Source organism: Rhizobium sp. NLR16a, from assembly GCF_017948245.1.
In the GTDB taxonomy this organism is placed as follows: Bacteria; Pseudomonadota; Alphaproteobacteria; order Rhizobiales; family Rhizobiaceae; genus Rhizobium.
On the sequence record NZ_CP072865.1, the window covers coordinates 1,370,610 to 1,396,668 of the forward strand.

General features: G+C 60.7%; 24 protein-coding genes and 1 pseudogene. 17 read left to right on the plus strand and 8 right to left on the minus strand.

Annotated elements, in window-relative coordinates; all coding sequences use genetic code 11:
- Positions 1-202: 202 nt before the first annotated feature.
- The 8 genes from J7U39_RS06495 to J7U39_RS06530 all read left to right on the plus strand — a co-directional run bounded on the left by J7U39_RS06495 (position 203) and on the right by J7U39_RS06530 (position 10,959).
- Entirely contained in the window at positions 203-2,662 is a 2,460-nt protein-coding gene (locus J7U39_RS06495; protein ID WP_210631002.1) for a glycoside hydrolase family 2 protein, read from the plus strand.
- A 39-nt stretch (positions 2,663-2,701) separates the two neighbouring features.
- Complete coding sequence (locus J7U39_RS06500; protein ID WP_210631003.1) at positions 2,702-3,463, plus strand: sugar phosphate isomerase/epimerase; 762 nt, start codon at positions 2,702-2,704, stop codon at positions 3,461-3,463.
- Between the two features lie 8 nt (positions 3,464-3,471).
- Positions 3,472-4,605 (plus strand): Gfo/Idh/MocA family oxidoreductase, encoded by a 1,134-nt coding sequence (locus tag J7U39_RS06505; RefSeq protein WP_210631004.1) that lies wholly within the window; start codon positions 3,472-3,474, stop codon positions 4,603-4,605.
- A gap of 295 nt (positions 4,606-4,900) precedes the next feature.
- Positions 4,901-5,932 carry an L-glyceraldehyde 3-phosphate reductase gene (mgrA, locus tag J7U39_RS06510; protein ID WP_210631005.1) on the plus strand — a complete coding sequence of 344 codons (1,032 nt, stop codon included), beginning with the start codon at positions 4,901-4,903 and terminating at the stop codon, positions 5,930-5,932.
- 228 nt (positions 5,933-6,160) lie between these two features.
- Positions 6,161-7,774 carry a glycoside hydrolase family 43 protein gene (locus tag J7U39_RS06515; protein WP_210631006.1) on the plus strand — a complete coding sequence of 538 codons (1,614 nt, stop codon included), beginning with the start codon at positions 6,161-6,163 and terminating at the stop codon, positions 7,772-7,774.
- A 654-nt stretch (positions 7,775-8,428) separates the two neighbouring features.
- Complete coding sequence (locus tag J7U39_RS06520) at positions 8,429-9,355, plus strand: ABC transporter ATP-binding protein (protein WP_210631007.1); 927 nt, start codon at positions 8,429-8,431, stop codon at positions 9,353-9,355.
- Positions 9,352-10,113, plus strand: a complete 762-nt coding sequence (locus J7U39_RS06525; protein WP_210631008.1) for an ABC transporter permease — start codon at positions 9,352-9,354, stop codon at positions 10,111-10,113. The genes J7U39_RS06520 and J7U39_RS06525 overlap by 4 nt, the downstream gene beginning before the upstream one ends.
- Positions 10,114-10,230: 117 nt before the next feature.
- Complete coding sequence (locus J7U39_RS06530; protein WP_210631009.1) at positions 10,231-10,959, plus strand: SDR family oxidoreductase; 729 nt, start codon at positions 10,231-10,233, stop codon at positions 10,957-10,959.
- Here J7U39_RS06530 and J7U39_RS06535 read toward each other — a convergent pair.
- Entirely contained in the window at positions 10,922-11,845 is a 924-nt protein-coding gene (locus tag J7U39_RS06535) for a LysR family transcriptional regulator (RefSeq protein WP_210631010.1), read from the minus strand. The genes J7U39_RS06530 and J7U39_RS06535 overlap by 38 nt on opposite strands.
- 63 nt (positions 11,846-11,908) lie before the next feature.
- Entirely contained in the window at positions 11,909-12,142 is a 234-nt protein-coding gene (locus J7U39_RS06540; protein ID WP_210631719.1) for a hypothetical protein, read from the minus strand.
- Between the two features lie 227 nt (positions 12,143-12,369).
- Here J7U39_RS06540 and J7U39_RS06545 point away from each other — a divergent pair, with 227 nt between their 5' ends.
- On the plus strand, positions 12,370-13,653 hold the full coding sequence (locus tag J7U39_RS06545) for an MFS transporter (RefSeq protein WP_210631011.1): 1,284 nt from the start codon (positions 12,370-12,372) through the stop codon (positions 13,651-13,653).
- 14 nt (positions 13,654-13,667) lie between these two features.
- On the opposite strand, the gene J7U39_RS06550 is transcribed toward J7U39_RS06545, so the two are convergent.
- Genes J7U39_RS06550 through J7U39_RS06560 form a run of 3 tightly spaced genes read right to left on the minus strand, consistent with a single transcriptional unit; the run spans position 13,668 to position 15,385 of the window.
- Positions 13,668-14,369 (minus strand): TIGR02281 family clan AA aspartic protease, encoded by a 702-nt coding sequence (locus tag J7U39_RS06550; protein ID WP_210631012.1) that lies wholly within the window; start codon positions 14,367-14,369, stop codon positions 13,668-13,670.
- Complete coding sequence (locus tag J7U39_RS06555) at positions 14,366-14,584, minus strand: DUF1289 domain-containing protein (RefSeq protein ID WP_210631013.1); 219 nt, start codon at positions 14,582-14,584, stop codon at positions 14,366-14,368. Before J7U39_RS06555 ends, J7U39_RS06550 begins: the two co-directional genes overlap by 4 nt.
- Positions 14,585-14,602: 18 nt before the next feature.
- Complete coding sequence (locus tag J7U39_RS06560; RefSeq protein ID WP_210631014.1) at positions 14,603-15,385, minus strand: adenosylcobinamide-GDP ribazoletransferase; 783 nt, start codon at positions 15,383-15,385, stop codon at positions 14,603-14,605.
- A gap of 138 nt (positions 15,386-15,523) precedes the next feature.
- Here J7U39_RS06560 and cobT point away from each other — a divergent pair, with 138 nt between their 5' ends.
- Both cobT and J7U39_RS06570 read left to right on the plus strand, forming a co-directional pair.
- Entirely contained in the window at positions 15,524-16,540 is a 1,017-nt protein-coding gene (gene cobT / locus J7U39_RS06565; RefSeq protein ID WP_210631015.1) for a nicotinate-nucleotide--dimethylbenzimidazole phosphoribosyltransferase, read from the plus strand.
- Between the two features lie 114 nt (positions 16,541-16,654).
- Positions 16,655-17,038, plus strand: coding sequence for a diacylglycerol kinase (locus tag J7U39_RS06570; RefSeq protein ID WP_210631016.1), 384 nt, complete (start codon positions 16,655-16,657; stop codon positions 17,036-17,038).
- A 104-nt stretch (positions 17,039-17,142) separates the two neighbouring features.
- Here J7U39_RS06570 and J7U39_RS06575 read toward each other — a convergent pair whose 3' ends face one another.
- A complete protein-coding gene (locus J7U39_RS06575) occupies positions 17,143-18,678 on the minus strand; it encodes a HAMP domain-containing sensor histidine kinase (RefSeq protein ID WP_210631017.1) in 1,536 nt (511 codons plus the stop codon).
- 106 nt (positions 18,679-18,784) lie between these two features.
- Between J7U39_RS06575 and J7U39_RS06580 the strand changes: the two genes are divergently transcribed.
- The 5 genes and pseudogenes from J7U39_RS06580 to J7U39_RS06600 all read left to right on the plus strand — a co-directional run bounded on the left by J7U39_RS06580 (position 18,785) and on the right by J7U39_RS06600 (position 23,547).
- Positions 18,785-19,342: a thermonuclease family protein gene (locus J7U39_RS06580; protein ID WP_210631018.1), complete on the plus strand. Its 558-nt coding sequence runs from the start codon at positions 18,785-18,787 to the stop codon at positions 19,340-19,342.
- A gap of 4 nt (positions 19,343-19,346) precedes the next feature.
- A complete protein-coding gene (locus J7U39_RS06585) occupies positions 19,347-19,979 on the plus strand; it encodes a uracil-DNA glycosylase family protein (protein WP_210631019.1) in 633 nt (210 codons plus the stop codon).
- A gap of 69 nt (positions 19,980-20,048) precedes the next feature.
- Positions 20,049-20,537: an Lrp/AsnC family transcriptional regulator gene (locus J7U39_RS06590; protein ID WP_004678404.1), complete on the plus strand. Its 489-nt coding sequence runs from the start codon at positions 20,049-20,051 to the stop codon at positions 20,535-20,537.
- A gap of 694 nt (positions 20,538-21,231) precedes the next feature.
- Positions 21,232-22,254 carry a porin gene (locus J7U39_RS06595; RefSeq protein WP_210631020.1) on the plus strand — a complete coding sequence of 341 codons (1,023 nt, stop codon included), beginning with the start codon at positions 21,232-21,234 and terminating at the stop codon, positions 22,252-22,254.
- A gap of 400 nt (positions 22,255-22,654) precedes the next feature.
- Positions 22,655-23,547, plus strand: a pseudogene (locus J7U39_RS06600) (LysR substrate-binding domain-containing protein).
- A 36-nt stretch (positions 23,548-23,583) separates the two neighbouring features.
- Here the strand turns inward: J7U39_RS06600 and J7U39_RS06605 are convergent.
- Positions 23,584-24,267, minus strand: coding sequence for a DNA alkylation repair protein (locus tag J7U39_RS06605; RefSeq protein WP_210631021.1), 684 nt, complete (start codon positions 24,265-24,267; stop codon positions 23,584-23,586).
- Positions 24,264-25,133: an NAD(P)-dependent oxidoreductase gene (locus J7U39_RS06610; RefSeq protein WP_210631022.1), complete on the minus strand. Its 870-nt coding sequence runs from the start codon at positions 25,131-25,133 to the stop codon at positions 24,264-24,266. Before J7U39_RS06610 ends, J7U39_RS06605 begins: the two co-directional genes overlap by 4 nt.
- Positions 25,134-25,294: 161 nt before the next feature.
- On the opposite strand from J7U39_RS06610, the gene J7U39_RS06615 reads away from it, so the two are divergent.
- Positions 25,295-25,666, plus strand: a complete 372-nt coding sequence (locus tag J7U39_RS06615; RefSeq protein ID WP_210631023.1) for a hypothetical protein — start codon at positions 25,295-25,297, stop codon at positions 25,664-25,666.
- The last annotated feature ends 393 nt before the right edge of the window (positions 25,667-26,059 follow it).

Sequence of the window (26,059 nt, forward strand, 5' to 3'; positions counted from 1 at the left end):
AGGGATGTCACAGGCTCTCTTTCGAGTGAAGTGTCTCCCGCGCCCAAAGACTTGGGCGCACTGGATTCCTGTGACATCCCTCGGGTCAAGCCCGAGGACAGGAATGAGGGAGGAGAGGTGAAGCGCCCCTTGCGAACGACAAGGCGGCAGGGCAGCGGCGCACGCGCCGCTTCTTCTAGAATCGTAAATCGGAAATAATATCGTGACGCAACAATCGACCCTCTCCAGAATCGACCTTTGCGGTTCGTGGCAGCTCACATCTGTTGATGGCGAGATCAAGAGCGCAATCACCTTGCCCGGCGACGTGCACACGGCGCTGCATAGGGCAGGGCTGATCCCCGATCCCTATTTCGGCCGGAACGAGGAGAAGGTGCAGTGGGTTGCCCAGCGTGAATGGGCGGTAGAGCGCAGCTTCACGCTGCAGGAGGTCGAGGGCGACTGGTATCTCGATATCGACTATCTCGACACGGTCGCCAGCGTCTATGTCAATGGCTTTCTGGTGCTCGAAGCCGACAACAGCTTCCGCCGCTACCGGCCTGATGTTTCCAGCATGCTGAAAGCGGGCGACAACTCGATCCGCATCGTCTTTGCCTCTAATCCCGGCGTCGGCGCCGAACGGCAGAAAAAGCAGCCCTTCTACATTCCCTACAGCACCGGCAATTCGCCGATCCCCGACGGCAACATGCTGCGCAAGCCGCAATGCCATTTCGGTTGGGACTGGAACATCGCCATCGCGCCGCTTGGGCTCTACGGCACGATCGCGCTGAAAAAGATCGAGACGGCGCGCATCGAACATGTCGTCACCCGCCAGATCCACAATAATGACGGCTCGGTCGACCTCATGGTGACGGCGAGCCTGTTTGCCAAGCATGCTGGCATCGCCCAGGTCTATTTCGATCTTGACGGCGAGCGCATCCGTCTCGATGTCGGTGTCAAGGGCGAGACGGATGTCCACCACCTCTTCCATATCGACAATCCGCGTCTCTGGTGGCCCTCCGGTAACGGCGAACAGGCGCTCTATACGCTCTCCGTCGAATTGTCCGACGAGGTGGTGACGAAGCAGCTCGGCCTTCGCACCATCGAACTGATCACCACGCCGGATGCGGCGGGCAGCCGTTTCGCTTTCAAGGTCAACGGCCGCGAGGTCTTCTGCCGGGGCGCCAACTGGATTCCGGCCGATGCGCTGTTCTCGCTGTCTTCGCCTGAAAAGACCGAGGACCTACTGCAATCGGCCAAAGCGGCCAACATGAACATGATCCGCGTCTGGGGCGGTGGTTTCTACGAGCAGGACTATTTCTACGATCTCTGCGACCGGCTGGGCCTCATGGTCTGGCAGGACTTCATGTTCGCCTGCAACCTCTATCCCTCGACCGAAGACTTCCTTGGCAATGTGGCGATCGAGGTGGATTACCAGGTGCGCCGGCTCTCTTCGCATCCTTCGATCGCGCTCTGGTGCGGCGATAACGAACTGGTGGGCGCGCTGACATGGTTCGAGGAATCGAGGAAGGACCGCGACCGCTACCTCGTCTCCTACGACCGCCTCAACCGGACGATCGAACAGGCGGTGAAGAAGGCGCTGCCGGGGGCGCTCTGGTGGCCGTCGAGCCCGGCATCAGGCTATCTCGATTTCGGCGATGCCTGGCATGCCGACGGCTCCGGCGACATGCATTACTGGTCGGTCTGGCACGAGAACAAATCGTTCGACAATTACCGTACGGTGCGGCCGCGCTTCTGCTCGGAATTCGGCTTCCAGTCCTATACCTCGCTGCCCGTCATCAGAACCTATGCCGAGGAGAAGGACATGAACGTCGCTTCCCCCGTCATGGAGCTGCACCAGAAGAATGCGGGCGGCAACGAGCGCATCGCCGGCACGATGTTCCGCTATTTCCGCTTCCCCAAGGATTTCCCGAACTTCGTCTATCTCAGCCAGATTCAACAGGGATTGGCGATCAAGACCGCGGTGGAATATTGGCGGTCGCTGAAGCCCCATTGCATGGGCACGATCTACTGGCAGCTTAACGATACCTGGCCTGTCGCCTCATGGTCGAGCCTCGACTATGGGGGGCGCTGGAAGGCGATGCACTATCTCGTCAAACGTTTCTTCCAGCCGGTCGCGGTCGCCGCCATTCCCGCCCAGGACGGCAAGACGATCCGCTTCTCGCTCGTTAACGACACGCTTTCAGATGTCAGCGTCGATCTGTCGATCTCGCTTCTGACGATGAAGGGCGAGCGGAAGCATTTGAAAGACGTGCAGGCCATGTGTTCGCCGGATGCGGCGGTGACGGCCGCGGCGATCGAGGTGTCCGAGATTGACCCGGGAACGCTGCTTGCTTGGCATTTCACCGCGTCGAACGGCATGGGCGGCGAGGGGCACCATGTCAACGGCACCTATAAGGCGCTGGAGCTGGAACCCTCGGGCCTGACCGTTACCCACGAATATGTCGAGAAGAGCGGCGCGATCGACATCAACGTCACCGCCAGGGGACTTGCACTCTTCGTGGTGATCGAGAGCGAGACGGACGGCAAATATTCCGACAACGCCTTCGACCTTGCAGCAGGCGAGAGCCGCCGTATCACCTTCACCCCGGCACATCAGCTAGAACGTGGCAAGCTGCCGGAATTCCGCTTCTACGACCTGCATTCCTGCCAATCGGCGGATTGATCCTTCCAAGAAATGGGCACGAGGCCCAAGGAGAATAAGATGACGAAACTCAGCTACCAGCTCTACAGTGCGCGCAACTTCCAGCCCTATTCTGTGATTTTCGAAAAGCTCGGCAAATCAGGCTATGCGGAGGTCGAGGGGTTCGGCGGCATCTATGCCGATCTCGACGATGCGGGACTGAAGAGCCTTCGCGCCGATCTCGACAAGAACGGCCTGGTGATGGCGAGCGGACACTTCAGTCCCGACTTTCTGGAGAAGGAAGTCCAGAAGTCGCTCAACATCGCTAGGATACTCGGCATGGATTCGATCTATGCCCCGCATCTGGCGGCCGACCAGCGCCCCTCGGACGGAGCCGGTTGGCTCGCCTTCGGCAAGCGTCTACAGGAAATGAGCAAGCCCTATAAGGATGCCGGCTACGAGTTCGGCTGGCACAATCATGATTTCGAATTCGTCAAGCTGGCTGACGGCTCGCTGCCGATCGAGCGCATCTTCGAAGGCGCGCCCGACATTTCCTGGGAAGCCGATATTGCCTGGGTTATCCGGGGCGGCGCCGATCCCTTTGCCTGGATCGACACGCTCGGCTCGCGCATTACCGCAGTCCACGTCAAGGACATCGCGCCGGCCGGTGAAGCGACGGATGAAGACGGCTGGGCCGATGTCGGCCACGGCAAGGTCGAATGGGCCAAGCTGATTGCCACACTGCGCGGCACCAAGGCGAAGCACTTCGTCGTCGAACATGACAATCCGAAAGACATCGACCGCAACATCAGCCGTTCGATTGCATCCTTCCAGACTTATTGAGGCAAATCATGACCAGGGAACTTGGCGTTGGCATCATCGGATGCGGCAACATCTCCACCACCTACTTCTCGCTGGCACCGCTCTTCAACGGGCTGAAGGTGCTGGCCTGCGCCGATATCAACGTGCAGGCCGCCGAGGCCCGCGCCAAGGAATATGGCGTCAAGGCACAGACGATCGACGAGCTTCTCGCCAATGACGAGATCGACGTCGTCGTCAACTTGACGATCCCGGATGCGCATTTTCCGGTGTCGAAGGCGATCCTCGAAGCCGGCAAACACGTCTATTCGGAAAAGCCGCTGGTGCTTTCGCTGGAGCAGGGCGAAGAGCTTCGCCGCATCGCCAAGGCGAAGAACCTTGCCGTCGGCTGCGCGCCGGACACTTTCCTCGGCGGCGCCCATCAGCTCGCCCGCAAGTTCATCGACGATGGCGGCATCGGCCGGGTGACCTCGGGAGCCTGCTATGTCATGAGCCCCGGTATGGAGATGTGGCATCCGAACCCGGATTTCTTCTTCCTGCCGGGCGGCGGCCCGATCCTGGATCTCGGTCCTTATTACATCGCCAATCTGATCAACCTGATCGGCCCAGTGAAGCGCGTCGGCGCCATGACCTCGATGGCATCGGCGACCCGGACGATTACCAGCCAGCCGCGCCACGGCGAAATCATCCCGGTCAAGACGCCGACGACGATCCAGGCGCTGCTCGAATTCGTCAGCGGCGCCACGGTGACGCTGTCGGCAAGCTGGGATGTGTGGTCGCATCGCCATGCGAATATGGAACTCTACGGCACCGACGGCTCTCTCTACGTGCCGGACCCGAACTTCTTCGGCGGCACCGTAGAGGCCAGCGGTCGCGACAAGGACATCAAGCCGCTCGAGCCCTGGGAGCACCCCTTCGGCAAGATCAACCAGGAAAGTCCGAGCGGCTCGCGGGCCAATTACCGCACGGCTGGCCTTGCCGATATGGCAATGTCGCTGATCGAAGGCCGCGACGCGCGCTGCTCGCTTGACCGCACTCTGCACGGCGTCGACGTCATGACCTCGATCCTGAAATCAGGCGAGGAGGATCGTTTTATCGAGCTGACGACGACTTGCACCCAGCCAGCGGCGCTTGGCATCGAAGAGGCGCAGGCGCTGTTGAGGTAGCGGAGAAAGCGCGCCTGCGCTTGCCGTATTGGCGCGCTTGCTCCATTTGTTTCATCATGTCGGCCTCACGATCCGGTTTTTGCCGATGGTTGCCCCTCACCCTAACCCTTTCCGCCTAAACGGGTGAGGGACGCGCCATGTGAGAGGTGGTGGGGAAGGACAGGCTGTGGCATTTCCCTTCTCTCCGCTCGCTGGGAGAAGGTGCCGGCAGGCAGACAGGGGGTAGGCGTCGGCGTTTTCGTGAGCCGAAGACGTTGCATGATGAGGACGCTGATATTCGATTAAGGAGACTTCCATGAGCTGGCAACCGGCAGCAGACCGTTATTCAAAAATGAAATATAACCGCACGGGCCGCTCCGGCCTGAAGCTGCCGGCCGTCTCTCTCGGCCTCTGGCACAATTTCGGCGGTGATACGCCGCATGACCGGAAGATCGACATGTGCCGCACGGCCTTCGACCTCGGCATCACCCATTTCGATCTCGCCAACAATTACGGCCCGCCTCCCGGCAGCGCAGAGGCCGCCTTCGGCGAGATCCTGCGCACCGAATTCTCCGGGCTTCGCGACGAGCTGATCATCTCCTCGAAGGCCGGCTACGATATGTGGCCTGGTCCCTATGGCGAATGGGGCAGCCGCAAGTACCTGGTCGCCTCCTGCGACCAGAGCCTGAAGCGCATGGGCCTCGACTATGTCGACATCTTCTATTCGCATCGCTTCGACCCGGAAACGCCGCTGGAAGAGACCTGCGGCGCGCTCGACCATATCGTCCGCTCCGGCCGGGCGCTCTATGTCGGGATCTCCTCCTATAATTCGCAGCGCACCCGCGAAGCAGCCGCCATCCTCAAGGACCTCGGCACGCCCTGCCTGATCCATCAGCCGAGTTATTCAATGCTCAACCGCTGGGTCGAGGATGACAGGCTGCTCGATACCCTCGATGACATCGGCATGGGTTCGATCGTGTTCTCGCCGCTCGCCCAGGGCATGCTGACGACGAAGTATCTCGGCGGTATTCCGGCCGACAGCCGGGCAGCTCAGAACCATTTCCTGAAGCGCGATTTCATCCGCCCCTCGATCATCGACAATATCAGCAGGCTCAACGAGATTGCCGAAAGGCGTGGCCAGACGCTGGCGCAGATGGCGATAGCCTGGGTGCTGCGCGGCGGACGCGTGACCTCGGCGCTGATCGGCGCCAGCCGCTCGTCGCAGATCGTCGATTGCGTCAAAGCGCTGGATAATATCGAATTCTCGGCCGAGGAGCTGAAGGAGATCGATGTCTATGCCAAGGAGGCCGATATCAACCTCTGGGCGAAGTCGGCGGAGCGGGAATGAAGGCAAGGAGCACATTTGTTGCTCCCTCATTCCTGTGCTCGTCACAGGAATCCAGACACCGCGCGTCTGCGCGGTGAGAAGGGTCTTTCCGGCCCAAGGACTTAGGCCGGCTGGATTTCTGTGACATCCCATGGGCAAAGCCCTAAGGGCACAGAGATGAGGGTGGGGAGGCGAGCTGAACCGCACCTTCTGACGTACGTACCGCAATAATCTAGGAGGAGGCCGTCCATGATCCGCAATCCCATCCTGCCCGGGTTCAATCCCGATCCGTCGATCTGCCGCGTCGGCGACGATTATTACATCGCCACCTCCACCTTCGAATGGTATCCGGGTGTGCAGATCCATCATTCGCGGGACCTGGTGAACTGGACGCTGGTGCGCCGGCCGCTGGAGCGTGCCTCGCAGCTCGACATGCGCGGCAATCCCGATAGTTGCGGCATCTGGGCGCCGTGTCTTTCCTATGCCGACGGGCAGTTCTGGCTTGTTTATACTGACGTCAAGCGCTTCGACGGCAATTTCAAGGATGCACATAATTACATCGTGACGTCGCCTTCGATCGAGGGCGAATGGTCCGAGCCGGTCTATGTGAATTCCTCCGGCTTCGATCCCTCGCTTTTCCACGACGATGACGGCCGCAAATGGTTCGTCAACATGCAGTGGAACCACCGAACCCAGAGCTTCGGCGGCTCGCCGAAATCGCCGGCTTTCGACGGCATCCTGCTGCAGGAATGGGATCCGGCGACCAAGGTGCTGAAGGGGCCGATCAAAAACATCTTCGCCGGCAGCCCGCTCGGCCTCGTGGAAGGGCCGCATCTCTTCAAGAAGAACGGCTGGTATTATCTGACGACCGCCGAGGGCGGCACCGGCTATGACCACGCCGTCACCATGGCGCGTTCGCGCCGCATCGAGGGGCCCTATGAGATGCATCCGAACATGCATCTCATCACCTCGAAGGATCATCCGGGCGCGGTGCTGCAGCGAGCAGGGCACGGCCAATATGTCGAGACGCCAGACGGCGAAGCCTATCACACCCATCTCTGCGGCCGGCCGCTGCCGCCGAAACGGCGCTGCACGCTGGGGCGCGAAACGTCCCTGCAGAAATGCGTCTGGCGCGACGATGATTGGCTCTATCTGGAAAACGGCACCTACGTGCCCGATGTCGATGTGCAGGGTCTCTTCGGCGCAGTGCCGGTGGAGAAGCCGATGCGCAGCGAGTACAGTTTCGATGGGGACAAGCTGCCGGCCGATTTCCAGTGGCTGCGCACGCCCGAACCCCAGCGCATCTTCAATCTGACGGACCGTCCCGGCCATCTCAGGCTGATCGGTCGCGAAAGCATAGGCTCCTGGTTCGAGCAGTCGCTGGTCGCGCGCCGGCAGGAACATCATAGTTTCCGCGCCGAGACCGTGATCGAATTTTCGCCCGACACCTATCAGCAGGTGGCGGGGCTGACGCATTACTACAATCGCCACAAGTTCCACGCGATTGCCGTGACGCTGCACGAAACGCTCGGCCGCTGCGTGACCATCCTCTCCTGCAACGGCGACTACCCGAACGGCCGCCTCAGCTTTCCCGCCGAAAGCGGAGTAACGATCCCGGCCGAGGGCCGTGTCCAGCTTGCGATGGAAATCCGCGAAAATGACCTGCAGTTCTTCTGGCAGACGGAAGGCAAGGGCGCATGGCAACGGATCGGCCCTCTCCTGGACGCCGGCGTGATTTCCGACGAGGGCGGTCGCGGTGAGCACGGCTCCTTTACCGGTGCTTTTGCCGGCGTCTTCGCCTTCGATACGTCGGGGCGTGGGAAGACGGCGGATTTTGATTGGTTCAATTATGATGAGTTGTGAGGGGGAGCATCCACTGCTTCCCACCCGCCCTCGTCCTCAGAGGCCTCGGCCTTTGGCCGACGCACCTCACGATGAGGGCTGATCGTTGTGCCGTCTCGCTGCTATGTCTTGCGACATGGCCGCGACCTCTCTCCGACCTGATCCTGGTGCCCCGCAGGGCCTCGAAGGACGAGGTCGGCCACCTGCTGCAACGACACATCAAAAAGAAAGCCGGCGCAGAGGCCGGCTGAGACGAACGCGGCTGCACAGGGATACTGGCCGGTTCCAAACGCTTGGTGACTGAACAATAACTTTCATTACGTGCCGAGGCAGCGGAAAAGGGCGCAACGAGAACGCCGGTAAGACGGCTCCGCAAAGGAATGGGCGGCGGGGCGGATGCCGGTGCTTGCCTCGGCTCTCTTATCGGGCATGAATATCACCGGATGATGACATCCGGAGCAGACCTCTGCCTTTCTTTCAGGGAGAATTGGCGGCGTGCGATGGCTATCGGAAGCCGACTATTCCAGGCTTGTCACCAATGGGTGATCGGCTTGACGAAAGTGACGGTGTTGGCGAGGCGTGAATGCAGTGTTCATGTTCCCGAAGGATGTCAAAGCGTCACAGAGGGACTATATAGCGGGCCGAAATACTTTCGAGCATCCGCAAGAGTCCTGCATGACCCCCATTATTTCCGTTCAGAACCTGACCAAGACTTATGCCAACGGGCTCGAGGCCCTGAAGGGCATCAACCTCGATGTCGAGAAGGGCGAGATCCTGGCTCTGCTCGGGCCGAACGGCGCCGGCAAGACGACCCTGATCTCAATCATCTGCGGCATCGCCAATCCGAGCGGCGGCCGCGTGCTGGTGGCCGGCCAGGACGTCGTAAAGGATTTCCGCGCGACCCGCTCGATGATCGGACTGGTGCCGCAGGAACTGACGACCGATCAGTTCGAGACAGTGTTCAACACAGTGAGCTTTTCTCGCGGGTTGCATGGCAAGAAGGCCAATCCAGCGCATATCGAGAAGGTGCTGCGGGCGCTTTCGCTTTGGGACAAGAAGGACAATATGCTGCGTCAGCTCTCCGGCGGCATGAAACGACGGGTGCTGATCGCCAAGGCGCTTTCGCATGAGCCGGATATTCTTTTCCTCGACGAGCCGACTGCCGGCGTCGACGTGACGCTGCGCAAGGACATGTGGCACGTCGTCGAAGAACTCCGGGCTTCGGGCGTCACCATCATCCTGACGACCCATTATATCGAAGAGGCCGAGGAAATCGCCGACCGCGTCGGCGTCATCAACGGCGGCGAGTTGCTGCTCGTCGAGGAAAAGGCGGCGTTGATGGCCAAGCTCGGCCGCAAGCAGCTCATTCTCGATCTGGCGGAACCGCTGAGCCGGCTGCCGGACTGCTTTGCCGGCAATGGCCTCACTCTCGAAGCGGACGGAAGCCGCCTGACTTATGATTTCGACGCCGATAACGAGCAGGAAAGCATCGCGACGCTGCTGACCCGGCTCGGCGAGAACAATATCCATTTCAAGGATCTCTCGACGCGGCAGAGTTCGCTCGAAGATATCTTCGTGGCGCTGGTGGGAGCGAGCAAATGAACTTCGAAGCGGTCAAATCGATCTATTTCTTCGAGATGGCGCGCACGCGCCGCACGCTGCTGCAGAGCGTCATCTCGCCTGTCATCTCGACCTCGCTTTATTTCATCGTCTTCGGGGCGGCAGTCGGTTCGCGCATCCAGGAAGTGGAGGGCGTATCCTATGGTGCTTTCATCACGCCGGGCCTCATCATGCTGACGCTGCTCGGCCAGTGCATCAGCAACGGCTCCTTCGGCATCTACTTCCCGAAATTCACCGGCACGATCTATGAGGTGCTGTCGGCGCCCGTGGCGATGACGGAGATCCTGCTCGGTTATGTCGGGGCGGCGGCGACCAAGGGCGTCATCATCGGCGTCATCATTCTCTTGACCGCCAATCTCTTCGTCGACGTCAGGATCCAACATCCCTTCATGATGATCCTGTTCTTCCTGCTGACCGCGGTCACTTTCAGCCTGTTCGGCTTCATGATCGGCATCTGGGCCGGCAATTTCGAGCAGCTGAACCTCATTCCCATGCTCGTGGTGCCGCCGCTGACCTTCCTCGGCGGCAGCTTCTATTCCGTCAGCATGCTGCCGCCTTTCTGGCAGGCGGTCAGCCACTTCAACCCGGTGCTTTACCTCGTCAGCGGCTTCCGCTGGAGCTTTTACGGCATCGCTGATGTCAACCCGGCGATCAGCTTGGCGATGATCACCGTGTTCCTGGCAATCTGCCTGGCAACGCTCGGCTGGATCTTCAAGACCGGATACCGACTGCGCAACTGACCGCTTGAACGTCGATGATCGGAGAAGCCGATTGTGCTATCGGCTTCTTCCGTTTTTCTTTCGCGTCCGGCGAAGGCATCTGCTGTCTCATCCCAATGGAGAGGCGAGACAGCTGTTATGAACATCGAAGGTCAGAAGGTGATAATTGTCGGCGGCAGTTCCGGCATGGGGCTTGCGCTTGCCCGGCGTCTGCTCGATGAGGGGGCGTCGGTGACGATTGCCGGGCGCGGTCAGGAGAAACTTGCGGCAGCTTGCCGTCATCTCGGCGACCACCCGAAACTCGGAACGCATATCGTCGACCTGGGCCAGGAGGAGGAGGTCGCGGCGCTGTTTCGGGAGAGCGGACCGGTCGATCATATCGTCAGCACGGCGGCGGAAATCGAAGGAGCCTATCAGCTGCTGTCGTCGCTCGAGCTGACGGCCGCGCAAAAGGTGGTCCAGAGCAAGTTCTACGGGCCGCTGCTGCTGGCGAAATATGGCGCCTCCCGACTGCCGTCCTCAGGTTCGATCACCTACACCTCAGGTATTGCCGCCTATCGGCCGCTCGCGCGCGGATCGGTGGTCGCGGCCGTCAACGCGGCACTCGAAGGCCTGGTCAGGGCGCTTGCCGTCGAACTGGCGCCGATCCGCGTCAATGCGGTCTCGCCCGGCTGGGTGGACACGCCGATCTGGAGCTTCGTTGCCGGTGACGCCAAGCAGGCGCGGCTGGATGCGATGGCGCAGCGCCTGCCGGCTGGGCGGGTTGGGCAGCCCGAGGATATCGCCGATGCGATCCGCTTCCTGATCGGCAATAGCTTCACCACGGGAACTACCCTGCATGTCGAAGGCGGGCATCGGCTGGTCTGATCGGCGAAAGATGTTCGCTGGCCGATTGCAGAAGGAAAGAGATCTGCGGCGGCTGGACGCGCCGGCGTCGCCACATCATCACCAGCGAGGCTGCCAGCGGTCGGCCGGGCCATGACAGTTCGACGACATCGCCGCGCGCAATGGACGGCCCCACCGCAAGGCTCGGGACTAGGCCGTGGCCGGCGCCTGATGCCACGAGCCGGATGATCGTTGCGATGCTGTCGGCCTCTGCGACAATGGCCGGCGCACCTAAACCCGCTTCGGCAAAGGCGGTATCGAGCAGGTGGCGATAGATGCAGCCGGCCGCGGTTGCGATGAACGGGGCGCTGCGTAGGGCTGCGAGGTTTTCCGGCGGCGGGGTTTGCGATCTGCCGGCGGCAATCAGCACCAGCGGCTCGCTGGCGATGCGGCGTGTCACGAAGCGCTCGTCCTGCTGGCCGCGATCGAAGGTGAAGACGATATCAACTGAGCCATGCTGTAATTTCGCATGCAACTCGCCACTGCCGCCGACCTTGAGCTTGAGACCGAGATCGGGATTTTGCCGGCGGAGGAGGGAGAGCCAGGGCGCCAGCCTTTCAGCGGCAATGGTTTCGAGCGTGCCCAGGGTGACAGAGGATTCGGAAATGTCGGCGGCAACGCGGACGGCCGTCTGCGCCTCGTCGTTCAGCGCCAGGATCTCTTCCGCATAGGCCTTCAGTGCCATGCCTGCCGGTGTGGGAGCGACGCCCTGCCGGGAGCGGAGGAAGAGTTCAACGCCCATCTCCTCTTCGAGCGCCTGGATCTGGTCACTGAGGCTCGACTGAGCGAGATTGACCTCTGCGGCGGCGCGCGTGAGGTTTCCGTGCCGCATTACGGCAAGGAAAGTCTTCAGTTGTCGTGGGGTCATGTCGGGCTCCGGCATTTGCGCGAAGGCAGGATATCAATAAAGGCGATCCAGCCGCAATTGCTGTCAGACACTGCTGACGAGCAGGGCGCCCGACAGGATGAAAACGATGCCGGCTGCGAGCCGCGCCATGTTGAGCTCGGAGGCTTCGCCGAGAAAGACTGCGCCGATCGCCAGCGTCACCAGCACGTTGCAGCTCCAGATCGGGGCGAGTTTTGAGACTGGGACGCCATAAGCAAAGAGCGTGAAAAGCCGCATCGCGCCGGCGCGGGCTCTTCGGCTTGCATCTTCAACGAGCATTGAAACCGCACGTTGACGATGTTGAAATTTCTGTCTAGCAGTAACGGCCATGAAGATCGCGATGGTTCTTGCGGTGGTGATAGGGCGCATGGGCAGGATGGTGTAACCATCCGGCGATCAGTCCCATGCGCGGTAAATCGAGCTCCTGACGGGGCTTTTTTTGTGCCCTGAATTTGCGCTGCGCCTCGTCAGATTCCCACAATCTCCCTCACACCATGGACGAGACCATGTCACGCGACAATTCTGCGCAGACTTCCGGTAGCCGCCTGACCGAAGAAGCGGCTGCGATTTCGACCGCGACGCCCCGACGTGCGATCCTTCTCCTGCTGACGGCGCTCTCGGTATTGCCGATCAATATATGTCTGCCGGCGCTGCCAAATATCGCCGCCACGTTCCAGGCCGACTTCGCGCTCGTCAATCTTTCGGTCGCGGGCTACGCGATCATCAATGCCCTGACGGAAATTGTCGCCGGCACGATGTCCGATCGCTATGGGCGCCGGCCGGTCGCGCTGATCGCCGTTTCCATTTTCATCGTCGCGTCGATCGGCTGCGCGCTGGCGCCCGATATCGCCATCTTCCTGTTGTTTCGTGTGATGCAGGCGTCGATCGCCGCCTGCTTCTGCGTTGCTCTCGTCGCCATCAAGGAGACGGCTGGCGAGCGCGGGGCCGCCAACAGGATCGGCTACGCCGCCATGGGATGGGCTATTGCGCCGATGCTCGGCCCGAGCGTCGGCGGCATTCTGGACGAAGCGTTCGGATGGCGGACGATCTTCGTCGCTCTTGCGCTGATAGGCGCAGCCATCCTCGCCATATCCATGCGCGAGCTGAAAGAAACAGCCGGGCTCGCGTCGAGACCGAAAGGCAATTACCTTGCGTCCTACCGGCAGCTTCTCGGTTCGGCGCGGTTTTGGGCCTATACGCTGTGCATGGCCTGCTCCACCGGCACTCTCTATATCTTTCTTGGGGGCGCATCCCTGGCCGTCAGTTCCTCGCTCGGCGGATCGAGCGCGAAACTGGGCTTCTTCATGGGAATGGTTCCGGCGGGATTCATTCTGGGCAGTTATCTCGCTGGCCGATTGACGAGGAAATCGCTCAGCACCACGCTCGTCATTGCGCGTTTATCGACGTGCATGGGGCTGCTGCTGGGGCTGGTCCTATCGATCTCGGGCGTCACGCATGTCCTGGGATTTTTCGGACCCTGTATATTCATCGGCATCGGCAATGGCTTGACCTTTCCGGCCGCCAATCTGGGCGTGATGTCGGTTCGCGGCCATTTCGCCGGCACCGCTGCGGGCCTTGCCGCTGCCATGTCGATCGCCGGCGCCGCCCTGATCGCTTCGATCGCCGGGCTGTTTCTCCGGGAGGCAGGCGCAGTGTCGACACTGTTCGCGTTGTTGCTGACATCGGCGTCACTTGCCTTATCGGCAGCGTTTTTTACAGCTTTTGTCGACCGGCGACTTGCGGTCGGTGTTCCCAATGGAGAGCCGGCCGAGAGCGGATCGGGGGTATGACTTGTTCTGCCGGATCAATCCCGCATGCGCAATTCGTCCGTCTGCATCTGCAAGGAGCCCAGCGTTTCCAGGAAGCTCATGCCGAGCAGGCTCTGGTCAAGCCGGCCGTCCTCGGCGACGCTGGCTGCGACATTGTTGCGGACGATCGGACCGATCGCCACCTGGTCGAGCGTGACGGGGGCGGCGCGGCTGCGACCGTTGGCGGTCATGACGGTCATGGAATAGGTGAGGCGGGAGAGGTCGATACCGATTCTTGCGGCATCTTCATGCGAGAGCGCCACCATGCTGGCGCCGGTATCGACGAGCATTTCGACGGTCTGGCCATTCACACCGACATCGGCTTCGAAATGGCCGTTCAGCAGCTTGTGCAGGATGACTTCCTGGCCGCCTTGGCTCGTCGTGACGACGACGGCACGGCCGGGAATGAGGCCGGCAAGCAGCCGGTTGCCGACGCCGAGCGCTTCCTGGCGATAGAGGTAGACGGTTGCGAGCGCCAGGATGATGACGAACCAGATCATCAACTGGCGCATGGTTTCACCGACATTTTGTCGGCTACCCCAAATGCCGGCCGACAGCATCAGCGCGATCGGCAGGAGATAGATGAAGCGGCCGAATTCATCGCTCTGCAGGCCGAGGATGCGGCCGCTGTCATTGTTGACGATCAGCACGGCGAGGCCAATGACGATGACGAGGAGCAAGAGGATGAAACGGATCATAAAGGCCGCTCCGGCCCGCCGGCGACGTTTGATCCCGCCCGGTTCAAAGCCGGGACGGTACCTGAAAGCCTTGCCACCAGCTGCGCCATGATCCCCCGTCGTTCGGCATCGGTATAGTTCATCCAGCCACCGATTTCCTGAAGAGTGCGGCCGCAGCCGGCGCAGAAACCGGTGGCTGAAACCATGGAGCAGACGTGAATGCAGGGTGCTTGCATGGCTGATATATCGGAGTTTCAAAGAGCTGCGGCAAGGGCGCAAAGGATGGCTATTTCGCAAATCTGCTGTGTCGCGCCCAGCGTATCGCCGGTGTGGCCGGCAAGCCTGCGGCGGATGATGGCGGTGAAGGCGAATCCTGCGAAACCGGTGGCGAGCAAGCTGGCGACGAGCGGTCGCAGGCCGAATGCCGGCCAGATCAGAAGTGCCGCAAGCAGACCGGCCGAGACGAGCGCAAAATGCATCGCCGCCTCATTCGGCTGGCCGGTCGAGGCGGCCACGCCATCGGCCTTTGCCGGCGGCAGCCGTTGCCAATGCCAGGCGATAGCGCCACGGCTGAGCGCTGCGACGGCGGCAACGGCAAGCGCTGCAGCGAGTGGCGAGGACTGGCGGACAATGGCGGCGAGTGCGGCCGCACGGAGCGCGAAGGAAAGAATCAGCGCTATCGCGCCATAGGTGCCGATCCGGCTGTCCTTCATGATGATGAGGCTCTGTTCGCGGCTCCTGCCGCCGCCGATACCGTCGGCCGTATCGGCCAAGCCGTCTTCGTGCAGCGCGCCGGTGGCAAGAGCCTGGACGGAAAGCGCGAGCAGCGCCGCCATCAGCGGGTCGGCGCGCGAGCCTGAAAGAAGCAAGAGGGCGAGCGCCGGGAAGAAGCCAATGATCAGGCCCGCGAGGGGAAAGGCGCGCACCAGGCGGCCGAGGCTGCCGTCATAGCCTTTGAACAGGGCTGGCGGCATCGGAAGGCGGCTCAGAAAGGCGACGGCGCGGGCGGTATCGACCGCATAATCCTTGATCTTCATTCTGTTTCGTTCTGCCGGAGGGGCTGCGGCGCTTTTGATGTTGTTCGCTTCGTCCGCCGGCTTTAAGAGAGAGCCACCGCAAAGAAGCTGATTTGCGTCAAAAAAACAAGAATAGCCGATTCATAGGAATACGCACCGATGAGCGTTTCAGGCCTGCCCTTCGACGATTTCCGTACCCTGCTCCGGGACCTGCCTGGGCCGGATGCCCGCGCACTGGTGACCGCACGCGAACGCGACGCGCAGCTGACCAAGCCGCCGGGCGCGCTCGGACGGCTTGAGGAGATTGCCTTCTGGCTTGCCGCCTGGACAGGTCGTCAACCTGCCGTCAACCGGCCGCTGGTGGCGATCTTCGCCGGCAATCACGGCGTCACCAGACAGGGCATCACACCCTTTCCGCCCGCGGTGACGCAGCAGATGGTCGAGAATTTTGCAGCAGGGGGAGCTGCGATCAACCAGATCTGCGTGGCCTATGATCTCGGGCTGAAAGTTTTCGATCTCGCGCTCGATTACCCCACGGGCGACATCACCGAGGAGGCGGCGCTTTCCGAGCGCGACTGCGCCGCGACCATGGCCTTCGGCATGGAGGCGATCGCCGGCGGCACCGACCTGCTCTGCATCGGCGAGATGGGAATCGGCAACACGACGATTGCGGCGGCGATCAACTATGCGCTCTACGGCGGGTCGGCGCGCGACTGGGTCGGACCCGGCACCGGTTCGGAAGGCGAGATGCTGGAGCGCAAGATCGCGGCGGTGGAAAAGGCGGTGGAACTGCATAGCGACCATCTCGACGATCCCCTGGAGATCATGCGCCGGCTTGGCGGCCGCGAGATCGCGGCGATGGCCGGTGCCATCCTTGCCGCCCGGATGGAGCGCATCCCGGTGCTGATCGACGGTTATGTCGCGACTGCCGCGGCGGCGATTCTGAGAGCCGCCAACCCCTCCGCGCTCGATCATTGCCTGATCGGCCATGTCTCCAGCGAGCCCGGCCACCTGCGCGCAATCGAGATGCTCGGCAAGACGCCGCTTCTGGCGCTCGGCATGCGGCTTGGCGAAGGCACTGGTGCGGCGCTTGCCGCCGGCATCGTCAAGGCCGCCGCTGCCTGCCATTCCGGCATGGCGACGTTTGCCCAGGCAGGCGTGAGCAACAAGCATTAAGCGCGTCGCGATCTTTCAGATTCGCTTGGCCCGCGCTTTAAATCCTTGTTTTACGCATGTCGTTATCGCAAAACCGCTGCACACTTCTGCGCGACATGCTCTGAGGGATCAATCTTGACAAAGCCCGCGGTGACGAAGCAGACCGGATTTCGACATTTCATCGCCGCGGCCAGCTATTCCTGGGCAGGTTTCCTGCGCGTGCTGAAAGAGGCGGCCTTCCGCCAGGAGCTCGGTTTCTTCCTCATTTCGCTGGCGGCACTGGTGCTGGTGGGCGCCACTTTCGGTGAGATCGTCGTCGCGGTGCTGCTGTTCCTCGGGCTGTTTTCGATGGAGGCGATGAATACCGCCGTCGAAGAAGTGATCGACCGGATTTCACCGGAGATTTCGATCGTCGGCAAACATGCCAAGGATCTCGGTTCCTTTGCGGTGACCTGCATGATCGCCGCCTGCTGCCTCTATCTCGGATTCGTTCTCGGCAAGCACCTGTTTTTCAGTTGAACTAAAGCGCGTCGCGTGAAACTTGATTCATGCGACGCGCTTTAGCTCCTTGTTTTATGCATGTCGTTATCCTGGAACCGCCGAAAACTTCCGGACTACATGCATTAGGCAAAACTCTTGCGCTTGCGCGTGACAGCCTGAGCCTCTTCGACGGCCGGCAGGCTCTGGAGCACGCGCTTGGCGGGCAGGATGGCGATGACCTCGGTGCCTTCACGCAGCCTCGATTTCAGCAGGAACTGTCCGTCATGCTTGGCAAGTATCGCCTGAACGATCGGCAGGCCGAGGCCGGTGCCTTGTTCGGCGCTCTTGATGGCGATCGAGCCCTGGCCGAAGGCCGAGAGGACGACGGGAATCTCTTCTTCGGGAATGCCGGGGCCGTTGTCCTTGATCGAGATGTATTGTCCGCCGCCGGCCGTCCAGCCTACCTTGACGTGGATTTCGCCGCCCTGCGGCGTGAATTTGACGGCATTGGAGAGTAGGTTGAGCACCACCTGGCGCATCGACTTCTCGTCGGCCCAGATAGCCGGCAACTGCCGCTCGAATTGATCCGAAATGGCAATGTTCTTGGCGCGGGCGCGCAGCTGGACCATGCCGATGCAATCCTCGGTGATATCGAGCAACGAGATCGCTTCCTCGCTCAGTTCGTATTTGCCGGCCTCGATGCGCGACAGGTCGAGGATTTCGTTGATGAGATCGAGCAGATGCTGGCCGGAGCGATGGATATCACCGGCATATTCCTTGTAGGTCGGATTGGCGAGTGGTCCCATGACTTCGGCCGACATCACCTCGGAGAAGCCGAGGATGGCATTGAGCGGAGTCCTGAGCTCGTGCGACATGGAGGCAAGGAAGCGGGACTTGGCGAGGTTTGCCTCTTCGGCGCGGCGGCGCGCCTCATCTGACATTGATTTCGCCACTTCCAGCTCGGCGATCAGGTCGTCCTTCTCCGACTGGTAGGAGAGGATCCTAAGGTTCGATTTGAAGAGCCGGTCGCTGATATAGTTGAAGAAGACGAGGGTGGTGGTGAAAAGCCCGGTCAGACTGATTTCGAGGAGGTCGCGCGACAGGCCGCTCTTGGCGCCAAGCGCCAGGACCGCTGGCGCGAAAGCGACCAGTACGGCCGGCGTCAGCATGAAGTTCGACATCGCCGTGACGGAAAGCGCAATCAGCAATGTTGCGCCCTTATAGAGAATGAAGCTCGACGGCTCGCAGGCGTCGCAGCCCTGCAGCGCGAAGACGGCCCAGCAGCAGCCGACCAGGAAATGGCCGGCGAGCAGCAGGCGGCGCCATTTGCGGGCGCTCTCGGAGGTGATCTCCTGTCGGCGCGCGCGCCGGGCGAGCAGGATGTTGCCGGTGTGACAGCTGAGCGTCAGCAGCGCCCAGAAGAGCAATTGGGTATCTTCAGTGAAATAGACGCCAAGGGCGGTGATGATGACGACGAAGAGCGGCATGATCGTCGCGCCCTGCAGCATCGACGCTATATACATCTTGAGTACGTCACGGTCGAAGGCGGAATTGGACGCATGACCGGACTGCAGGCGTTCGCGCGTTTGCCGCACGGCCTTGGAAACGGCCTTGTTGCGGTGGCTGCGCGACCTGTCGACGATAATCTTGTCGGTCGATGTGCTTACGCCGGTACTCATGTGCACGTTGAAACTTCACCCCTGGGTGGATAAGAGCTTAACCGGCAATTCTTAAGAAGATGTTTGCCATCTTTGCCAAGGATTTGTTTTTTAAGGAGGCGAAAGCGTGACACGTGGCCTGCGCCTGATTCGTGACGGCGTGACCGCTTTTGCCATGCTGGTGCTCCTGGCGCTGATTGCTGCCAAGATCAACGACAGAGCAACAATCAAGCGTGCAGGCGCCTTTCATGCTGCCGATGGCGACAGTCTGACATTGGGCGGAGAGCGCTTCCGCCTCGAAGGCATTGACGCGCCCGAGCTTAGCCAGAGCTGCGAACGGGCGGGAAAGGCCTGGGCTTGCGGGCGCGTGGCGCGGGAGGCGCTGCAGGAGATGGTGCTGGCATCGGGAACGCTTTGCCAGGGCGACCGGCGCGACCGCTACGACAGGCTGCTTGTCGTCTGTCGGAATGCGACGGGCGGCGACATCAATGCCGGCATGGTGCGCCGAGGCATGGCTGTTTCCTATGGTGGTTACGGCAAGGAAGAGATCGAGGCGAAACGGGCGAAAGCGGGGCTGTGGGCCGGGACTTTCGAGCGGCCGCGCGATGTGCGTGATCATGCCCGCCACGAATCCGGTTCCGGCGACGCGCTGCGCTTCATCGGGCGGATCGTTGGATGGGAGTAAAGCGATGACCGACGAAGCTGAGCTGGAAACTCTGCGGCGGGAAATTGCGGCCTGTCGCATCTGTCGCGATACCCCGGCGAAAGGTCCTGAGCACCGGCTGCCGCACGAACCCAGACCGGTGGCGGTGATCTCTTCGAGCGCGCGCATCCTGATCGCCGGGCAGGCGCCCGGCCTTCGGGTGCATGAGAGCGGTCTGCCGTTCGACGATGCATCGGGCGACCGGTTGCGATCATGGCTCGGCGTTGACAGAGCAAGCTTTTACGACCGCGCCCGGTTCGCCATTGTGCCGATGGGCTTCTGCTTTCCCGGCTACGACGACAAAGGCGCGGACCTGCCTCCACGCCGTGAATGCGCTCCGGTCTGGCGGCAAAGGGTGATTGCGGCAATGCCGCAGATCGAGCTGGTGCTGGTCATCGGCCAGTATGCGCAGTCCTGGCATATGGCTGACGACAGGCGAGGCAATATGAGCGAGACGGTGCGAGCGTGGCGCGACAGTCTGCTGTCTGGCCGGTCGCCGGCGGTGCTGCCGTTGCCGCATCCGAGCTGGCGCAACAGCGGCTGGCTGAAACGCAATTCCTGGTTCGAGCAAGAATTGCTTCCTATCCTGCGGGAGCGGGTGAAAACGCTGCTTTCCTGAAAAAAAATTCTTTTCGTTGTGCGGAATCGGGTTATACAAAGAAAATAATTCGAAAGGACTGACGTGCGCATGGACCGCCTCGACCGAAAAATACTGCGTCTGCTGCAAGAAGATTCGACCCTTGCCGTTGCCGACCTCGCCAAGAAGGTGGGGCTTTCGACGACGCCATGCTGGCGGCGCATTCAGAAAATGGAGGAAGATGGTGTCATCAAGCGTCGGGTCGCCATTCTCGATCCGGAGAAGGTCAATACCAAGGTCACGGTTTTCGTATCGATTCGCACCGCCACCCATTCGATCGAGTGGCTGCGCCGCTTTTCCGAGGTGGTTGCCGAATTTCCCGAAGTGGTCGAATTCTACAGAATGAGCGGTGACGTCGACTATCTCCTGCGAGTCGTCGTGCCCGATATCGCCGCCTACGACGCCTTCTATAAGCGGATGATCGCCAAGATCGAGATTCGCGACGTCTCCTCTGCCTTTGCGATGGAGCAGATCAAGTATTCGACGCAGCTGCCGCTCGACTACATGATTCTTGAGAACGCCAAATCCAACGAGGATTGAAATCGCCGATAGGTTGCGACGAGCCGCTGGCCGGCAGTCGCATATGCCGCGTGGTACTCGCCACGAATCGGGGGCCTTGACGCGATTCGCTCGCATGCGGGAATGCGGCGTTCGGAAGCGACTTTCGGAAGAAAGTGGCCCTCACTGCAAAAAAAAGCCGGAAAAATCGCGAAAAAACGCTCCAGTTTCACCAAAGTGGTGGAGAAACATATAGCCTGGTAACGATTGCAAGGCTATGATGTGTGGCATCAATAAGCGCCATGTCATCATTTTGACTCATTGGTATCGAAATCAGGACACCATGTTCTACACCGCTACCTTGTATAGGTTGAACAGTCGGCGGTAGAGTTTATGTGCTTCACCATTGTGTTCGGCGGGGGTCGAACGGTGGAGAATTTGACATTGGCGCATAGCGTTTGCGGCTTGCGAGGGAGGTTCCCTCGCGGGGCTGCTTTGTGCGTTTTTTTTCGCGTAATTTTTTGAAATTGTTGTATAAAAATCACGTCCGTAGCGAAAGTTGCTCTCGCCGACCCACCGCGCATGTATCTCGAATTGCTTGATTGAGGCTTCTATGTGATGACGGTTTGGCGGTTCGATCGATCCGCACGCCGAGATGGCTGTTCAAACTGGGCCGGCTTCGAATTGACTACCCGATGAGACGTCAGCCCCGATCGACAAAGGAATGGATTGGTAAATGAACATCAGAATGGTTTTGCTCGCATCAGCAGCAGCATTTGCTGCATCGACGCCGGTTCTTGCAGCTGACGCTATTGTTGCTGCCGAGCCGGAACCGGTTGAATATGTTCGCGTCTGCGACGCTTACGGCACCGGCTACTTCTACATCCCCGGCACCGAAACTTGCCTCAAGATCGAAGGCTACATCCGTTTCCAGGTCGACGTTGGTGATCAGCCGCTCAATGGCTCGGCCAGCAACGATTCGGATTGGGATGCCAAGACCCGCGGTCAGGTTCAGTTCACGGCCAAGAGCGACACCGAGTATGGTCCGCTGACCGGCGTCATCGTCATGCAGTTCAATGCTGACAATGCCTCCGACCAGGAAGCTATTCTCGACTCCGCTTACCTCGACGTGGCGGGCTTCCGGGCCGGTCTCTTCTACAGCTGGTGGGACGATGGTCTTTCGGGTGAAACCGACGACATCGGCTCGATCGTAACGCTGCACAACTCCATCCGCTATCAGTACGAAAGCGGCGACTTCTACGCTGGTCTCAGCGTCGACGAACTGGAAGATGGCTTCTACAAGTCTGGCGAAGGCCCGAACAACGTCGGCGTTGCCTTCGGTCTCGGCGGCAAGGCAGGTGCCTTCAGCTACCAGCTCACCGGCGGTTGGGACTTCGACAACGAAGACGGCGCTATCCGCGCAATGGGTACGGTTGACATCGGCCCCGGCACGCTCGGCCTCGCTGCCGTATATTCTTCCGGCCCGAACTCCTACTACTCCGCAGCTGAATGGGCTGTCGCTGCCGAATACGCTATCAAGGCAACCGACAAGCTCAAGATCACCCCCGGCGTCCAGTACTACGGCGACTACTATGTCTCCGGCGACGACTTCAGCGGTGGTGATGCCTGGAAGGTTGGTCTGACGGTTGATTACCAGATCGTCGACAACTTCTACGCCAAGGCTTCGGTTCAGTACCTCGATCCGGAAGACGCTGACGACTCTACCTCGGGCTACTTCCGCCTGCAGCGTTCGTTCTAATCCACTTGGTGAGTGTCCCCGGTCTTCAGACCGGGGACGCTTCAATCAGTTTCTGATCCGAGTGACCTCCGATCAGCTACGGGGACGGGTCCGGTCTTCCCTGCCGGACCGTCCTTGCAGCGTTTTTGAGACGCGCTCTTGTGGCTGTCTTTCCGGAGCGTCATCCAGGTAAGCCGAACCGGCATGTTGTGTATCGCACGTCGGCATCCTGTCGGCCTTGCTTAAGGCCATGCTTATTCTCAAGAGAGTTTGGATTGACCGTTGGCCATTGATTGGCGTTGCCGCGACGGGTCGTGGAAAGAAAATCCAATACCGACAATGTGATTACAGCTTTGGTGGAGAGAGGATACAGCCCTTTCGGGGGGCGGCATTCATTCCTACTCTCGGACAGCTTGTTCGTATGGACGATCTCAACGACTATTATTATTTGCAGCCGTCGTCTCCAGCGGTGGTTTTGCTTCTGCAAGTCGCAATCTCAAAATACCGCGCTCAAAATTGAGCAGGCGGGTCAGCCGACTTGAGGATGGGCTTGGCGCACGGCTCATAGAGCGTTCGACCCGTCACTTCCGGGTGACAGAGATCGGTCAAGCTTTTTACGAAAGATGCCAGACCATTCTGCAGGAGGCCGACCCCGCCAAATCGATCGTCACCGAGGGTCAATCCGACCCGCCGGGCGTGGTGCGGACGGGCTGCCCGCTAGGTCTGGTCGACATTTCGGTCGGAGGTATCCTGCCTGAATTCCTCGAACGCTTTCCGAAGATAAAGCTGCAGATTATCGGCTCCGACCGCCCCGCCGACCTCATCAACGAATCGATCTTGAGGTGAGGGCGACCAGCGAGCCGGAGACACAGACGAGCCGGACGATGCGCAAGCTCGACCGGGCGCGGCGCGTTCTGGTCGCAAGTCCGTAGCTCATCGAACGTATCGGCGGTTGAAAATTGCGTCGACGAGCTCGCCGACCTTCCGACGCTGGCGATGACCCCGTGGGTGTCGTTCCATACCTGGGAGCTCATCGCTCCGAATGACGACAAACGGGTAATCCGGCATCAGCCGAGGTTGACCTGCCGCAGCGTGACCGCCATTCTCGATGCAGCCCTCGCCGGCCTCGGCTTCGGACTTCTGCTCGAAAGCGCGTGTGAGGCGGATCTGCAGGCCGGCGGGCTGGTGCGGGTGCTGCCGGAATGGCAGTCGGAAGAAAGCCAGTTCCATATCGTCTTCACAACCGCCAAGTGCATGCCGCCGGCGGTCAGAGTGCTCATCGATTTTGTGGTGGAAAAATCCAAGCGTCATTGACGACGAGGCGACAGCCTCAGTCTGGGACGCATCGCGCTATTTCAGCCGTGCCAACAGCCTTTCACCGCTCAGCTCCCTGACCGCATCCCTGCCGATCCAGCGGGCGGTTTTATCTGGACGTTCAGCCAACAGCTTCGCCAACCCCAGTGCCGGTCCATGGCAGGCGCGATTGCGCTTGCCGATGCTGCGCAGTGCCCAATTGACCGCCTTGCGTACGAAGTTGCGGGAATCGCCGGAATGCGCCTCGATCACAGGCAGCCAGGAGAGGATGGCCGTATCGGTAGCGCCCTTTCGATGTACGGCGGCGCCCGCGATCATGGCGAAGGCGGCGCGACGAACAAATTCGCGCTCGTCTGCAGCGAATTCAGGAATGAGCTCGTCCAGGCCCGCCTCGACGAAGAGATCGGCGGCGCAGTCGACGACTTCCCAGGAGTCGAAATCATGAGCCCAGTTTCTGGCTTCTTCCGGCGTCAGCCGCTTCGGCTCGGCGGTATAGAGAGCGAGCAGCCGAGCCTCGCGAATATTGCTTCGCCAGAGCTGCATTGCCCTGAGGTGATTCCTCTTCGCCAATCTGGCGACCGCCCTGATATCAGCATTGGAAATTCCGAGGGCGCGGTCGGTGACGATGCCGAATCGCGCCATTCCAGCGGCATTTTCCTCCGAGCGCAGCGTTTCGAGATGCGCGATCAGTTCAGCCGGATCGGAAGAGCGACCGATCATTTCTCAAGCCGGGCGAGCAGCGAAGAAGTGTCCCAACGATTGCCGCCCATCGCCTGCACATCGCCGTAGAACTGGTCGACGAGGGCGGTGACCGGCAGCTTGGCGCCGTTGCTGCGGGCTTCGGCGAGCACGATGCCAAGGTCTTTCCGCATCCAGTCGACCGCGAAGCCGAAATCATATTTGCCGGCGTTCATGGTCTTGTGGCGATTTTCCATCTGCCAGGAGCCGGCCGCGCCTTTCGAGATTACCTCGACGACCTTTTCAATATCGAGGCCGGCGCGCTTGCCGAAGTGCAGCGCTTCTGAAAGCCCCTGGACGAGGCCAGCGATGCAGATCTGGTTGACCATCTTGGTAAGCTGTCCGGAGCCAGCTGGCCCCATCAGGCCGACCATACGCGCATAGGCGTCGATCACCGGCCGGGCTCTCTCGAAGACGGCTTCATCGCCGCCGCACATGACGGTCAGCACTCCGTTTTCGGCGCCGGCCTGGCCGCCAGAGACCGGAGCGTCGATGAAATCCACACCCTTTTCCTTTGCCGCGGCATAAAGCTCGCGGGCGACCTCGGCGCTGGCGGTGGTGTTATCGATCAGCACCGAACCCGGCTTCATGCCGTGCAGGGCGCCGTTTTCGCCTGAGGTGACCGAGCGGAGATCGTCGTCATTGCCGACGCAGACGAAGACGAAATCGACACCTTCCGCTGCCTCGGCCGGAGTGGGGGCGGATTTGCCGGAGAATTTCTCGGCCCAGGCAGCAGCTCTTTCGGCCGTGCGATTGTAGACGGTGACATCGTGGCCGCCCTTTGTCTTCAGATGACCGGCCATGGGGAAGCCCATGACGCCGAGACCGATGAACGCGACTTTAGCCATATGTTCCTATCCTTATCCAGAGTGAGAGGCCCTGAGGATTAACTGAAACGGCGCAAGCAGAAAAGCCGTGAAGACGGACTTCCTTTCGATTGCTTCTTTGAGGCTGGTCGCCGATCGGCCGAGCCCTAGATGGAACGAATCACAATGTTACTGGGGGTGACATGAGCGAAATTCCAAGAATCGAGCCGCGCCGCAAAGGCCGCAGCGGCACGCAGGCGATGCTTATTCCGTCTCAGAAGATGGTCGCAGAGCAGATTCGGTTGGCGCCTGAAGGTGTCCTTACCGAGGCTGGCGTTCTGCGCCGCCGTCTCGCTGCCCAATACGGAGCGGACGCCTGCTGTCCGGTGACGGTGCAGCGGCATTTGCGTGCGATTGCCGACCTGTCCGTCGGTGAACTGGAGAAGGGCGAACCACCTTCGATGGTGACGCCCTATTGGCGCATCGTCGATCCGGCGAGCCTGCTTGCGAAACGTCTTGCCGGCGGTCCCGCCGTCATTCACGAGCGGCTGGCCGCCGAACGCCGGGGGAAGTAGCGGGCAAGGCGAGGGCGAGGAACTGCTTCCAATAGCGGTTCCGGGCACCATTTCACCAGGCGCCGCTGCTATCTTTCTGGGCATCTGCGGGGTGGCGGCCATGTCAGGCGTGTGTCCGCTCGCCAAGAGCGGGCTTGCCAGGCTTTCAACAATAAATTCGGCCGCAAACAGATCTTCGCCGGCGCAGCAGCCATGGCGGCAACCTGAAAGTCGCCTCGGGCTCATGAACGCAGATGCATGTATCGCCGGATGCCGTCTGCGGCTTTCGGCGTTTCTGTGGTTAGCCTCGTGGCTGGCGAGTAGGGATTATTCATAGTGGATGGGCTATGATGGCCGTATTCGTAGTCCTTTCGATTGTTGTATCAATTGACGGGTTGGCAATACATTTTTCGT